The organism is Pseudomonas sp. S2_C11, assembly GCF_054668395.1.
Map to the genome: position 1 here is coordinate 3,963,524 of NZ_CP162765.1, position 13,398 is coordinate 3,976,921.

The following is a 13,398-nucleotide window of genomic DNA, read 5'->3' on the forward strand; positions in this document are numbered from 1 at the left end:
TCCCTGACACACCCCCACGTCATATCCCCCGCCATTTCAGGCACAAATCCCGCAGTGTTTTCCCGACCATCCCACTAGAATGCATCCCATCGGGCCACTGCCAACGGATCTGCCATGCCGCTTCGTTCTCCCTTGTACTCGCAACGTTCACTGGTGCTCACGTTGGTCGCCCTGCTCGGCGCCGGGTTTCTCGCCACCTCGCTGTTGAGCTATTTCGCTTCCCGCGAGTCGATCCGCGACAACATCGTCAACACTGAACTGCCACTGACCTCCGACACGGTCTATTCGGAAATCCAGAAAGATCTGGTCCGGCCGATCCTGATTTCCTCGATGATGTCCCGTGACACGTTCATGCGCGACTGGGTGGTCAACGGCGAGCAGAATCCCGAGCAGATGACCCGCTATCTCGACGAGGTCATGACCCATTACGGCGCCTACACGGCGTTCTTCGTTTCCAATGCCACGCTCACCTACTACCACGCCAAAGGCGTGCTCAAACAGGTCAAAGTCGATGAGCCGCGCGACACCTGGTACTTCCGCGTGCGCGACATGCAGGACCCGTACGAGATCAACGTCGACCCGGATCTCGCCAACAAGGACAACCTGACGTTCTTCATCAACTACAAGGTCTACGACTACCACAACCGCTTCATCGGCGCGGCGGGCGTGGGCCTGACCGTGGACGCGGTGATCAAGCTGATCGACAAGTATCAACAGCGCTATCAACGCAGCGTGTACTTCGTCGACACCTTCGGCCGCCTCGTATTGACCGGTGCCGAGGGTGGTCCGGAAGGCGCGCACATCGGCCAGAGTCTTGGCGAACTGGAGAGCATGAAAAGTCTGGTCAGCCAGTTGCCCAAGCCGCACAGCGGCAGCTACGAATACTCCACCCACGGCCAGGGACATTTTCTCAACGTGCGGTTTATCCCCGAGTTGAACTGGTACCTGTTTGTCGATAAACGCGAAGACGGCGCGCTGAGCGAGATCCGCCAGTCGCTGTATCTCAATCTGCTGATCTGCCTGTTGGTGACGTTGATCGTACTGGCGCTGCTCAATCGGGTGATCAAACGCTTCCAGGCGAAGATCCAGGCGCACGCCACCCTCGACAGTCTCACCGAACTGCCGAACCGACGCGGCTTCGACATCCTCGCTGCGCAAGCGCTGCACGAGGCCCAACGGGAAACCAAGCCGCTGACCGCTCTGTTGCTCGACCTCGACCACTTCAAAGCCTTGAACGACACCTACGGGCACATGGCTGGCGACCAGGTGTTGATCGGTTTCGCCCGCGATCTGCAAAGTTGCCTGCGCCACGCCGATATCGTCTGCCGCTGGGGCGGTGAAGAGTTCATCGTTCTGTTGAAAGACACCGACGGCGAGACCGCGCAGAAAATCGCCGAGAAAATCCGTCAGCACGTCGAGCAACACGAATATGCCTACGATGGCCACAGCCTGCATCTGACCGTGAGCATCGGCGCCACCACCGTGCAACACGATGACACCTTGCACACTCTGCTGTCGCGGGCCGATCATGCGATGTACCGCGCCAAGCAAACCGGGCGCAACCGCACCTGCATGGAAATGCCGCACTCGACCTATGCCTGATAACGACGTCAAACCCGACCAATGCCCGGCCTGCGGTGCGCGCAACGATTGCAGCCTCGCCGACCCGCGCACCGCCGACCGCGAATGCTGGTGCTATGGCGTAACCATCGACCCGGCGGTGCTCGAAGCGCTGCCGGCCGCGCTGCGCAATCAAGCCTGCCTGTGCCCGCGTTGCGCCCAGGTCGAAGCGCAGTTGCGAGCAGACCGGCGGCCGATCCCGTAAGATGCGCGGCCCTTTGTCCGTTGAATCCTGACCATGCGCGTCGACCGCTTCCTCAGCAATCTGCCCCGCTACAACCGTCAGCAGGTTCGCCTGTTGCTGGTGGAAAAGCGCGTGCGGATTGACGGAAAAGTCGTCAGCGACCCGCACAGTGATGTGCTGGAATTCAGCCGGGTCGAAGTTGACGATGAGGTGCTGCAAAGCGGTAAGCCGGCTCGCTATTTCATGCTGCACAAACCGCCGGGCTGCGTCAGCGCCACCCGCGATCCGCAGCATGCGACCGTGCTCGACCTGCTCGATGAACCGCACAAGGACGATCTGCACATCGCCGGGCGTCTGGATTTCAACACCACCGGGCTGATGCTGATCACCAATGACGGCGCCTGGTCGCGGCGCCTGACGCAGCCGCAAACCAAACTGGCGAAGGTCTATTACGTCGAAACCGAACAGGACATCGACCCGAGCTACGCGCTGAAATTTGCCGAGGGCATCTACTTCGCTTTCGAAGATCTGACCACGCAACCGGCACAGCTTGAGCTGCTCGGCCCACGCTCGGCACGGCTGAGCATCGTTGAAGGCCGCTACCATCAGGTCAAGCGCATGTTTGGGTTCTTCAACAACAAAGTCCTGCGCCTGCACCGCGAATCCATGGGCAAACTGACCCTCGATCACGCGCTAAAACCGGGCGAGTACCGCGCTTTGCGCACCGAAGAGATTCATTTGTTCTAAGCCGGCGACCGCTCAGCCGAAGTTGTCGAACAATTCGCCGACGGCACTTGCGTGATCCTGAGTCCCCTGCTTGAATCAGGACGTCGGCCGAAATGTGACCGATGAGTCACCACATACTTCCAAGAAACTTTTTGTCGGTCGTCTGCCCTCAAGGGCTGCGCCTCAGCCGGCAATCTGCCCGCCAATAACAACACCCGTCGACCTGCCGTACCGGATCGACATGGGCCAGCAAATTTCAGGCGTATGCCTACCTGTCACAAAGCTCGTGCAATCTCGATTGCGCGCATACCCGCTTGCTTGCCAGGAGTCTTATGACATGAGGCCAGAAATCGCTGTGCTGGATATACAGGGTCAGTATCGGGTTTACACGGAGTTCTATCGCGCAGACGCCGCAGAAAAGACCATCATTCTGGTCAACGGCTCGATGGCCACGACTGCGTCGTTTGCACAGACCGTGAAAAACCTGCACCCGCAATTCAACGTGGTCTGCTACGACCAGCCCTACGCGGGTCGGTCAAAAGCCCACAACCGGCATGAGAAACATCTGACGAAGGAAGTCGAAGGGCAGATTCTGCTGGAGCTGATCGACCACTTCGCCGCCGAACACGTGCTGTCGTTCTCCTGGGGCGGCGCCGCCACTCTGGTCGCCCTCGCCCAGCGGCCCCGGCGCATCGAAAAAGCCGTGATCAGCTCGTTCTCCCCGGTGATCAATGCGCACATGCTCGATTACCTTGAGCGCGGCGTCGATTACCTCGGCAGCCGCGACGGCGATCGGGTCGGCCATCTGGTCAACAACACCATCGGCAAACACCTGCCGTCGCTGTTCAAGCGTTTCAACTACCGCCACGTCAGCAGTCTCGCCGAGCATGAATACGGACAGATGCATTTTCATATCAACGACGTGCTGCACAGCGATCGCCAGTGCTATCTGAATGCGGCGAAAAAGATCAACGTGCCGGTGCTGTTTCTCAACGGCGAATGGGACGAATACACCGCCGCCGAGGATGCGCGACTGTTCGGCAACCACGTTGCCCACAGCAGCTTCACCACCCTGCAAGCCACCGGACACTTTCTCGACATGGAGCACAAGGCCGCCTGCCGCGACAGCCAGAACGCCCTGCTCGGCTTTCTGAAACCTGCGCCGCAAGCCAGCCGAACGCGCTACTCGTTTGTGCAGGATCAACATGCCCTGGCCATTTGAAACAGCGTCATCGCGGGCAAGGCTGCAAGCTTGAAGTGCCTGTTGCACCGGCGCAGCCCTTGCTCGCGATCGACCGATTTCTGCGTGGCAAAGCCCTCGCAGAGAAAAGAAAACTTCAAATCCGTGGCCGAGTCTGGTACAAAGTCAGCCGCTCTGAGCGGGTATAGTTTAGTGGTAGAACGAAAGCTTCCCAAGCTTTAGATGAGGGTTCGATTCCCTCTACCCGCTCCACCGAATATTGATCTCGCGTTGTGTTGTCTGACGGGGGATGCAGAAATGAAAAACCGGCCTTGATGGCCGGTTTTTTTGTGCGTGGGATTTGAGATCCGGTTACCAGCACAGACCAATTCAGAAACAAACCGTAGATTGCAGATCCGCCAATTCCGCATACGCTTCGCTCATTCCAACAATATCAAGCAGAGCCATCGCCGGGGCGCACACCGGGGTCCCCACCAGCGAAAACGCAGCCGTCACGGCACCCCGAGGGGTGGGAGACACCGCAACGAGGTAGAACCGGAGCAAGAATCTGCACATCATTTTCACTCCAGAAAGGCCCCATTCAATGCAAGAAGACAAACGGCATGGAATGACGGAAGAAGAGCTAGCCATCTGTAATGCCGCAATCCGGTTTGCTCGATCGAATAAGAAGGCTATTGGTAAGCGGCTTACGGACCAGGCAAAATATCCACCTGAAAAGGAGCCTGTTTCGGTTTTTATGGCTGGATCACCTGGCGCTGGTAAAACAGAGGCCTCGTTGGCGCTACTTAGTTTCTTCTCCGACACGCCAATCCTGCGAATTGATCCCGACGAACTCAGGAACGAGTTCGAAGCCTATCAAGGTGGTAATGCCTGGCTATTCCAAGGCGCAGTCTCGATTCTCGTCGGCAAGTTGATAGACCTTGCGTTGGACCGAAAGCAATCCTTCCTGTTGGATGGAACACTGTCCAATATCGAGATCGCAAGGAACAATGTGCAACGTTGCCTTAATAAAGGGAGATTCGTTCAAATTCTCTACGTTTATCAGGATCCAAGACTTGCTTGGTGTTTCGTTCGGAATCGAGAGGAAGCCGAAGGACGGAGAATCCGGCCAGAGCATTTCGTCGACCAGTATTTCGCAGCCCGTGACGTGGTGAACACGCTTAAGCTAGAGTTCGGCAAAGACCTGCATGTCGATCTCCTTGTGAAGCATATTGATAATTCCGGGCGTCTCTACAAGGCTGGAATTGACAAGATCGACTACCATATCCCCGAGAAGCATACGAGACCTGAGTTGATGGCTATGCTTGGGATCACAGACGGAGCAATCACATGAAATTCGGATCCGAAAAGGAATCCACCAGTCCGTTCGCAGACTTCATCCGAAATGCTAAATCGGAGGAGAAAAAGCGTGTTTACAGCGAAGTGCTGACCGAAGCTACCAAAAAGCAGATTGAAGTGATGCTGGCGGCACGTGAGAAGCAAGCGTGACGGTGCTTCAAGAGTAAAATAGAGCCTGGCACGCGCCGGGCTTTTTATTGGGCAGTTGTCACGGCGTGTTGGAATTGCCTTGCTGGTCGCTTTTTAGCGCCTGGGATTTGAAATGTAAGCGTCAACATCTACCAGAACAATGCTGTCCACCCATCTGCAGCTTACTTTTCGAAATCCAGATGCAGCCTCGCCAGTACGTTAAAGATCGGCTCCCCGGCTTTGTGCGGGACATTCAATCGAGTGAATACCTTCTTCCAGTCGGCGAGCGCAGCGAGAGTCTGCTCGATGTATTCCTCGGCCTTGAGGCATTTGTAATCCTATGCTTTGCAATTCAATGTTGAACGCTCGTTCACAAAGCACATTCAAGATTTCAGAGGGCATTGAGTTGGAAATTCTCGCTCTGTTGATTGAAAAGTATGAGGAGCAGCATTTTCCGATGCCGCCCTCTGATCCCATTGAAGCCATCAAATTTCGTATGGATCAGCAAGGCTTGACGCCGCGGGATCTCGAGCCCTTTATTGGCACCAGTGGCCGTGTTTCGGAAGTATTGAACCGTAAGCGCAAGCTGAGTCTGGCAATGATCAAACGTCTGCACGATGGCTTGCGTATTCCTTATGAATGCCTGCTCGCCAGTGTCTGAAGAAAACTATCGCATGCAAAACCGGTCGCAACGACCGGTTTTTTTTTGCCCGGAAATCAGCGCCGGCTAACCCACCGGCACCACATGATCCAGCACCTGATTCACCGCCAGCTCGCCCAGCATGACGACCTGGGCGATGCCGAGCAGGGTTTTGCGCTGGCTGCCGTCGAGCAAGGCGGCGAAGTCGCCGGGCATGACGCTGACCGATCCGAGGGATTAGCTGGCATTGACCGATAGCGACCCGGTGTCGGTGCCTGGATTGACCATGAACATGCTGCTGGCCTGGTATGGCGGTGAGCTGGTTTGCGGCGGGATGAGATAGTGGTCGAGAGCGCGTTCGGCGGCTTCGTGGAGTTTTTTCGAATCGAGGGACTCGCACGGAGAAGCCGGATCGGTTTCCGGCGGATTTGGCGTTACCTTGAACATGGAATCTTCCTGTAGTGGTAACTGCAACCATCCCGCTGCTATACGAAAGGGTGCCAGCTGTACGCAAGTTAGCAGACCGGTAGGAAGTCCAAAACCCGGCGCACCCGAGGGTGCCATGCGCACAGCCACCATCAAGTGCAGGCGAAGCCTGACTGGAAGGCACATGTGCAACCGTTGATCAATCCTGGCCGGGCTGCTAAACCCGATCACTGCCCCAGCAAGCCCCTCACCCTAACCCTCTCCCTAACCCTCTCCCGAGGGAGAGGGGACCGATCGGGTTGTTCTTGCGAGTTACGCCGACCTGAACCAATGCGTCGAACTCACGATAAAAAACGAGCTAGGCGAATGAATATTTTCAGCGGGTTGCAACAATAAACAAGCGTGGAAACGGCAACAGCACCGAGCCGTCAGCCAAGGCCGGATAAGCCTTGGCAACTTCCGCCAGATACCGCTGCAGATACTGCGCCCGCTCCTCCTCGGTCAATGGGCTCAGGAATGGAATCAACCCGCTACCCTTGAACCACTCCACCACCCCTGCCGCCCCGTCCCGAAGTTGGTGGTGATAGGTGGTGCGCCACACATCGACCCGCGCGCAGTGCGGCCGCAGCATTGAAAAATACTCACTGGCACTGGCCATGTCGGTGCGCTGCCCGGCAGCGTCTGCGAGCTTGCTCGCCCACGGCCCATTGGCGGCGACTTCACGCATCAAGCGGTGGGACGGTTCGTTGAGGTTGTCCGGCATCTGGATCGCCAGGCTGCCACCATCTGAAAGCTTGCTCGCGAGGGCTGGCAGCAACGAAGCGTGATCAGGCACCCATTGCAGCACCGCATTGGCGAAGATCACATCAAACGGCCCCTGGTCAGCCCATTTGTCGACCTCGGCCACCTGAAACTGCACGTCAGGCAAGCGCTTGCGCGCGGCGGCAATCATGTCCGCCGAACTGTCGAGGCCACTGACGCTCGCATCGGGAAAACGCTGCACCAGCAATTCGGTGGAATTGCCCGGTCCGCAACCAATGTCCACCACCGCCCGGGCCTGCGCGGTGGGTATCGCCGCCAACAGATCACGGGCCGGGCGGGTGCGTTCATCTTCGAAAGCGACGTATTGCTTGGCAGACCAACTCATTGCGTTCTCCTGTCGGGGCATGGCTTGAAACCGGGAAGTGCAGCTGCCCATACCATACAGCGATAAGGCCGATGAGCTCGCCCCGCCTCCGGCGTCCGGCCCGGTTATTTGTAATTAGAATTTTCAGCACAACACCGATGTCTGAATTTCAAGCTCTCAAAACAAGGACTTCCATCATGAAATTCGCAAAGATTGCCCAGAAACTTGCCCTGTGGGCCGGTAGCCCGAAAACGTTCATGGGGGCGTTGATTCTGATCGGGTTGTGGGGGTTGAGCGGGCCGATTTTTGGTTACAACGACACGTGGCAGCTGATCATCAATACCTCGACGACGATCATCACGTTCCTGATGGTGTTCCTGATTCAGAACACGCAGAACCGCGATACCGACATTCTGCATTTGAAACTCGATGAGCTGTTGCGAGTGAACAAGGAAGCGCAGAACGCGATGCTCGGGCTGGAGGCGCTGGATCTGAAGCAGCTCGAAGCGCTGCGCCGGCATTACCGCGCGCTGGGTGAGAATCAGGTGTTTGATCTTGAGGGGCTTGGCGACAAGAGCAAGCCAAAACAGGATTTGAATGAGTGCTGAGCAAGTAAACACAGCCTGTGGGAGCGAGCCTGCTCGCGAAGACGCAGGGTCAAAACATCATTGACTGACACACCGCTTTCGCGAGCAGGCTCGCTCCCACAGGGTAAGCATCGCATTTCAACTGAAGGTTTCGCTCGCGCTGCAACAACAAGGCGAAGTTAGCGACTGGCCTGCAACGCTCGAGCTTTCTCCAGATGGCTTTGCAGTTTCGGCAAAGTCTCATCGGCAAACGCTTTGATTTCCGGCACGTCGGTGGTCTGTGCCTGTTGCTCGATCTGGGTAATGGCCTCTTCGGTCGCCTTGACCTGACTGGCGGCGTAAGCCTGATCGAATGTGGTGCCGTCCTTCACTTCCGGCATCAGCTCTTTGGCCTTGTCGGCGAGTTCTTCGCGGGGGGCAACCGGCAGGTCGAGTTTCTTGGCGATTTTCGCCAGATGCTGGTTGGCTGTAGTGCGGTCGTTGATCACAACGATGGTGTAATCCTTGACCTCTTTCGATTCGGTCTTGCCGTGGGCCAGACGACTGGCTTCGATGTCGGCCATGCCTTTGGCAGAGGCATCGTTGATGAATTCGGCAGGCGACTGGGCGAACGCAGTGCTGGCGCACAGGCCCAGCAGGGTTGCAAAACTGACGTTACGTAAACGGGTGGCCATCCGGCTCATGGTCGCGCCCTCCTTCGTGGAAAATTCAAACGGGCCGTGATTCGCCCGCTGCTCAAATGTCGCGGCGGACAATTGTCCGCCTCAGTTAGGAATGCTTTAGCGGTCAAAGGTTTAGAAAATCTGCCTGAACCGCGACGAACGGCGCGCTCGCTTCAGCTGCCCAAGGCCCGATGATTCAGGCGTTTGGCCGCATACATGGTTTGATCGGCATGCCGAAACAGTTGCTGTTCTTCTTCGCCGTGTTCAGGAAAGCGCGCCACGCCGATGCTCGATTCGATCCACAAGTCATGCCCGTCGAGGCGCATGGGCTGCGCCAGCACCTGTCGGATTTTTCTGGCGACGCTGTCGGGATCGTCGGCGGTATGCACGCTGTGCAGCAGCACGACGAATTCATCGCCACCGATACGCGCCACCGTGTCGGTTTCACGCACGCAGCCTTTCAGCCGGTTGGCCACGGTTTGCAGGAGCATGTCACCGACGGCATGGCCATGGGTGTCGTTGACCTGTTTGAAGCGATCCAGATCGACATACAGCAGCGCCATGTGGCCGTGCAGGGTTCGCGCATCGGCCAGCGCAGCCCTGAGCCGATCACGGAGCAGTTCGCGATTGGGCAGTTGCGTCAGTTGATCGTATTGCGCCATGCGCTTGAGCCGCGCGTGCAGTTGCTGGCGCTCGATGGCCGTGGCGACTTGTGCACAGACATATTGCAGCAGTTCCTTGTCCTGCTCGGTGTAGCGTTCGCCGCCAGCGAGGCTTTTGACGATCAAGGCGCCGATGGTGCCGTTTTTTGAATTCAGTGGTACGCCGAGCCAGCAAGGCGCGTTTTGTTCCGCCACCAGCTCAGCAAAATCGGGCGTGGCATCGGCGCTGTCCGGCGTCAGCAACATCGGCTGGCCGCTGCGGATCACTTGCGCGCAGAGCCGTCTGATGACGGTGCCGGGCTGCTCGGGCTGCAATTCGTGATCGTCGACGTGATAGGGAAAATTCAGCTGCGCGCAGTGTTCGTCGTACAGCGCCACGGAAAAATTCAGCGCCGGCAGCCACTCGCCAATCAGCAGATGGATGCGTTTGAACAGCGCCAGCAAATCTTCCGCCGCGTGCGCCGCTTCGGAAATCGCGTACAACGCCGCTTGCCGCGACTCGGCCTGCTTGCGCTCGGTGATATCGCGGGCGACGGCGATGCGCAGTTGATCGACTTCCGACCAGCGCGCCGACCAGGAAATGTGCGCGACGCTGCCGTCCTTGCGCAGATAGCGGTTCTCGAAATTGTGCTTCGGGTCGCCGCCCATGATTTCGCCAGCGGCCGCAAGGGTGCGCTGGCGATCGGCCGGGTGCACCAGCTCGATCATCGAGCGGCCGATCAGTTCGTCAGGCGTGTAGCCGAAAATCCGCTCGCAGGCAGCGCTGACGAAAACGAAACGGCCCTGTTTGTCGACCGCGCAAACGGCGTCCAGCAACAGGTCAATGTAGCTCGCCAGCGGCGCAGGGTTGGGGCTTTGCATGGTTCTACGGGGTGTCCGCGCAGTGCAGCGATTTCAATCATCCATGATCGTGATTGCGCGTCCCTGCCCATTCCATCAAGTCTTGTTCGGCAGCAGCCCCGGCAGCGCGTGCATCAACGCGTTGATGGCGAAGCCGATAAACATCACGCCGCATAAACGCGTGATGAGCAGCTCATGCCGCTGATACACCATGCGCACTCGCTGTGCGCCGACCACGCCGATGAGGATAGCGTAGGCCAGGGCGCCGCCGATGAAACTCAGGGCGATCAGTGCAGGTAGCATCGACCAGTTGAGCAGTTCGGCGCGGCTCGACAACAGCGCCGTAAAGGTCGCCACCGCCACCGGATAGGCCTTGGGATTGGTCAGGCCGAAGACGATGCCGTGCCAGAACGGCTGCCGCGCCGCCCCTTGCGCCTCGTCGCCATTGCGGCGTTGGGCACGCACCGCACGCCAGCCGAGCCAGAACAGGTACAACGCGCTGAGCACGCCGAGCACATCGAACGCGGTGCTGCCGATCTCGCGGGCGCCGACGATTGCCACCAGCGCGGTGCTGCACCAGATCACATCGCCGAGCAGATGCCCGCACAGAAACCCCGCCCCGGCCCGCCGGCCATGGGCCGCGCCAATCCCGAACACCGCCAGCACGCCCGGCCCGGGCGTGATCCCGTAGATGAAACCCGAAGCCAGAACGGCCAACAGCAATGATGGAGTCATGAGAAACCTGCAAGCGCCAGAACACGTGGCGCAGAGTCTATATCACCGCGATTGAAGCGGATCAGGGTTCGTCGCAGAAACGCATGCCGGGGTACGGTTTCTGCCGACACGTAGCCAGCCGCGATTGCAAATCGCCGACGTGGACTTCCAGCTTGTGCCCGTCGGGATCGAGGAAGTAGAACGACGCGCCTTCAATAGCCTCTCAGATTTTCGGGAACGAAATATTGCTGTCCGTCATAGCGCAACGTGGTCAGCACCGGCTTTTCGTGGGTAGTTTTCGATTCGCAGGTGTCGGGTGGCCCCTCACCGACCAGGCCCATGGTGACTGAGCGGACAATGATATCGGCGTAACCATGGGAACTGGTTTTGCCCATCTCAAGCGTACGCACCGTCTCCGAGCGCTCTCCGGCGCAATTGCCATCCCATTCGCCACTGAAGCTGTAGGCGACCAAGCGATCCAGCACCGGGCGCAGTTTGTCGCCCTCTTTCACGTAGAGCGACAGCAGGGTTTCATCCAGCGGATTGACGCGTGACGAGCCTTTGAAATGGGCGCGAACGCCGAAGGCACGGAGGTCGGGCGTGAGTTTATAACGCGCCGTATCCAGCTCCAGACTCTCCAGCGCGATGGCATCGGAGAGAAACGCCGACCGCTGATGATAGGTCGCCAGCGGTTTGGGGCTGCCGGCCGTGATGATAGCCAGATCCAGATCGTACGAGCCCACGCTGCCGTCATGGCCATAGACCGGATCGGGCACGAACGTCGATAGCGCGATAATCGTCAGCGACGGATAAGCCGGCCATTCTTTGCACAGCGAGAAATCCGCTTCCGCGCTGACCGCCGGCGGTGTGCAATCGGCCCAGGCCTGCCCAGCCATGAACCACCCGCAGAGCGCTGCGCTGATCCATACTGACTTCACTGTCATTTCCTGCTCCTTGAAGATATTTCCAGGCGCGCACTATCCCTTTCTGCATCGGAGGATTCAACAGATCTGGCCAGCGAATCTTCTCATGTGTCTGAAGTCGGAATTCGCGAGCAGGCACGCTCGCACAGGAAAGCGCATTCCAAAGTGGGAGCGAGCCTGCTCGCGAAGGCGTCATCACAGACGCCGCGAGTCTCAGAACTTATCCAGCGTGCGCAACTTCTGCGGCAAGCCCCACAACAGCAAAGCGGCCGCAATCAGCGCGGCGACGCCGATGACGTACAGCGCCGGGGTGGTGCTGCCGGTGAGGTCCTTGATGCGTCCGACCATGACAGGGCTGACGATCCCGCCGAACTGCCCCAGGGTATTGATCACCGCGATCCCGCCCGCTGCGCCGGCACCGGCGCCCGCCAGCAGTTTCGGTGGCAGGGTCCAGAAGCTCGGAATCGAAGCGATGATGCCCGCGCCGAGCAGGCCGAGCGCGACGATCAGGAAGGTCGTGTGGCTGGCGAAGATTCCCGCGCTGAAGAAGCCGATCGCGCCGACGATCACCAGCCCGGCGACAAACTTGCGCCGTTCACCGGTGGCGTCGGACAAGCGTCCGATCACCACCATGCTGATCGCCCCGCAGATGTACGGAATGGCGGTCAGCAGGCCGATCATCACCGGGCTTTCGGTGCCGGCGCTGCGGATCAATTGCGGTGCCCAGAAATTCAAACCGTAGGACGCGACCTGGATCAGGAAGTAGATCAAACCCAACGTCAGGAACCCGGGAATTTTCAGCGCCGCGAGCAATGAGCCGCCGCTCTTGTGTGGTTCGTGATGAGCGATGCGACTGGAGAGCAATTTCTTCTCGTCAGCCGTCAGCCAGTGCGCATCCTCGATGCGGTCCTTCAGCTGCGTCAGCACCAGAAAACCCAGCGCGATGCACGGCACGCCTCCGAGCAGGAACAACCAATGCCAGCCGCGCATCTGCAATACGCCATCGAGGTGTTGCAACACCAGCCCTGAGAACGGTGCGCCGACCAGCCCGGCAAACGCCGAGGCGAGAAACAGCATCGAGGTGATGCGGCCACGGAAGTGCTGCGGAAACCACAGCGTCAGGTAATACAGCACGCCCGGAGCAAACCCGGCTTCCATCGCACCGATGACGAAGCGCAGCGCATAGAACTGCCATTCGCTGTTGACGAAGACCATCGCCGCCGTCGCCACGCCCCACGACATCATGATCCGCGCGATCCAGCGCCGCGCGCCGACCTTGTACAGCATCATGTTGCTCGGCACTTCGAACAGCACGTAACCGACCACGAACAGCCCGGCGCCCAAGCCATACGCGGTGTCGCTCAGACTCAGGTCGGTCTGCAACTGGAATTTGGCGAAGCTGATGTTGATGCGGTCGAAAAAGGCGAACAGGTAGCAGACCATGATCAGCGGCATCAGGCGCCAGGCAACTTTGCTGACCAGGGCTTTTTCGGCGTCGTGATCGACGGACGGATTCACGCCCGCCTCCATTACATTGAGGCTCATAGATTTTCTCCAGGCGGACTGCCGATGGGCGTCCGATTGTTTTTGTTGTCTGGTGATGACGCTCCCTGTGGAGCG

Annotated in this window: 14 protein-coding genes, 1 tRNA gene and 2 pseudogenes; 9 read left to right on the forward strand and 8 right to left on the reverse strand. The window is 58.7% G+C overall.

The window, feature by feature from the left end; genetic code table 11:
• The first annotated feature begins 114 nt into the window (after positions 1 to 114).
• The 8 genes from AB4N48_RS17940 (at position 115) to AB4N48_RS17975 (ending at position 5,859) form a co-directional block, all read left to right on the forward strand.
• Positions 115 to 1,602, forward strand: coding sequence for a sensor domain-containing diguanylate cyclase (locus AB4N48_RS17940; RefSeq protein ID WP_236167983.1), 1,488 nt, complete (start codon positions 115 to 117; stop codon positions 1,600 to 1,602).
• Positions 1,595 to 1,825 carry a cysteine-rich CWC family protein gene (locus AB4N48_RS17945; RefSeq protein WP_236167984.1) on the forward strand — a complete coding sequence of 77 codons (231 nt, stop codon included), beginning with the start codon at positions 1,595 to 1,597 and terminating at the stop codon, positions 1,823 to 1,825. The genes AB4N48_RS17940 and AB4N48_RS17945 overlap by 8 nt, the downstream gene beginning before the upstream one ends.
• A gap of 33 nt (positions 1,826 to 1,858) precedes the next feature.
• Positions 1,859 to 2,551 carry a pseudouridine synthase gene (locus AB4N48_RS17950; RefSeq protein ID WP_252868936.1) on the forward strand — a complete coding sequence of 231 codons (693 nt, stop codon included), beginning with the start codon at positions 1,859 to 1,861 and terminating at the stop codon, positions 2,549 to 2,551.
• Between the two features lie 316 nt (positions 2,552 to 2,867).
• Entirely contained in the window at positions 2,868 to 3,752 is an 885-nt protein-coding gene (locus AB4N48_RS17955) for an alpha/beta fold hydrolase (protein WP_236167986.1), read from the forward strand.
• A 157-nt stretch (positions 3,753 to 3,909) separates the two neighbouring features.
• Positions 3,910 to 3,983: transfer RNA gene (locus AB4N48_RS17960), tRNA-Gly, on the forward strand.
• Between the two features lie 331 nt (positions 3,984 to 4,314).
• Positions 4,315 to 5,064, forward strand: a complete 750-nt coding sequence (locus AB4N48_RS17965) for a zeta toxin family protein (protein ID WP_150742383.1) — start codon at positions 4,315 to 4,317, stop codon at positions 5,062 to 5,064.
• Entirely contained in the window at positions 5,061 to 5,219 is a 159-nt protein-coding gene (locus AB4N48_RS17970; protein ID WP_164488340.1) for a hypothetical protein, read from the forward strand. The genes AB4N48_RS17965 and AB4N48_RS17970 overlap by 4 nt, the downstream gene beginning before the upstream one ends.
• A gap of 334 nt (positions 5,220 to 5,553) precedes the next feature.
• A complete protein-coding gene (locus tag AB4N48_RS17975) occupies positions 5,554 to 5,859 on the forward strand; it encodes a helix-turn-helix domain-containing protein (protein WP_224787260.1) in 306 nt (101 codons plus the stop codon).
• A gap of 66 nt (positions 5,860 to 5,925) precedes the next feature.
• Here AB4N48_RS17975 and AB4N48_RS17980 read toward each other — a convergent pair.
• Positions 5,926 to 6,285 (reverse strand): annotated as a pseudogene (locus AB4N48_RS17980) (DUF6124 family protein).
• 355 nt (positions 6,286 to 6,640) lie between these two features.
• Complete coding sequence (gene tam, locus AB4N48_RS17985; RefSeq protein ID WP_375123232.1) at positions 6,641 to 7,411, reverse strand: trans-aconitate 2-methyltransferase; 771 nt, start codon at positions 7,409 to 7,411, stop codon at positions 6,641 to 6,643.
• A 176-nt stretch (positions 7,412 to 7,587) separates the two neighbouring features.
• Between tam and AB4N48_RS17990 the strand changes: the two genes are divergently transcribed.
• Positions 7,588 to 7,998, forward strand: a complete 411-nt coding sequence (locus AB4N48_RS17990; protein WP_016771301.1) for a low affinity iron permease family protein — start codon at positions 7,588 to 7,590, stop codon at positions 7,996 to 7,998.
• Positions 7,999 to 8,156: 158 nt separating this feature from the next.
• Here AB4N48_RS17990 and AB4N48_RS17995 read toward each other — a convergent pair whose 3' ends face one another.
• From AB4N48_RS17995 to AB4N48_RS18020, 6 genes and pseudogenes are all read right to left on the reverse strand, one after another.
• The gene (locus AB4N48_RS17995) at positions 8,157 to 8,660 is read right to left on the reverse strand and encodes a DUF4142 domain-containing protein (protein ID WP_375123231.1); all 504 of its coding nucleotides are present in this window, start codon (positions 8,658 to 8,660) and stop codon (positions 8,157 to 8,159) included.
• Between the two features lie 152 nt (positions 8,661 to 8,812).
• Positions 8,813 to 10,162 (reverse strand): sensor domain-containing protein, encoded by a 1,350-nt coding sequence (locus tag AB4N48_RS18000; protein ID WP_460094117.1) that lies wholly within the window; start codon positions 10,160 to 10,162, stop codon positions 8,813 to 8,815.
• A gap of 75 nt (positions 10,163 to 10,237) precedes the next feature.
• The gene (locus tag AB4N48_RS18005) at positions 10,238 to 10,876 is read right to left on the reverse strand and encodes a LysE family translocator (RefSeq protein WP_041478891.1); all 639 of its coding nucleotides are present in this window, start codon (positions 10,874 to 10,876) and stop codon (positions 10,238 to 10,240) included.
• Positions 10,877 to 10,937: 61 nt separating this feature from the next.
• Positions 10,938 to 11,069, reverse strand: a pseudogene (locus AB4N48_RS18010) (glutathione transferase); the annotation flags it as partial.
• Complete coding sequence (locus AB4N48_RS18015) at positions 11,068 to 11,799, reverse strand: PA3715 family protein (RefSeq protein WP_150636484.1); 732 nt, start codon at positions 11,797 to 11,799, stop codon at positions 11,068 to 11,070. The gene AB4N48_RS18015 and the pseudogene AB4N48_RS18010, both read right to left, overlap by 2 nt.
• 192 nt (positions 11,800 to 11,991) lie before the next feature.
• Positions 11,992 to 13,323: an MFS transporter gene (locus AB4N48_RS18020; protein WP_150636483.1), complete on the reverse strand. Its 1,332-nt coding sequence runs from the start codon at positions 13,321 to 13,323 to the stop codon at positions 11,992 to 11,994.
• Positions 13,324 to 13,398: the final 75 nt, after the last annotated feature.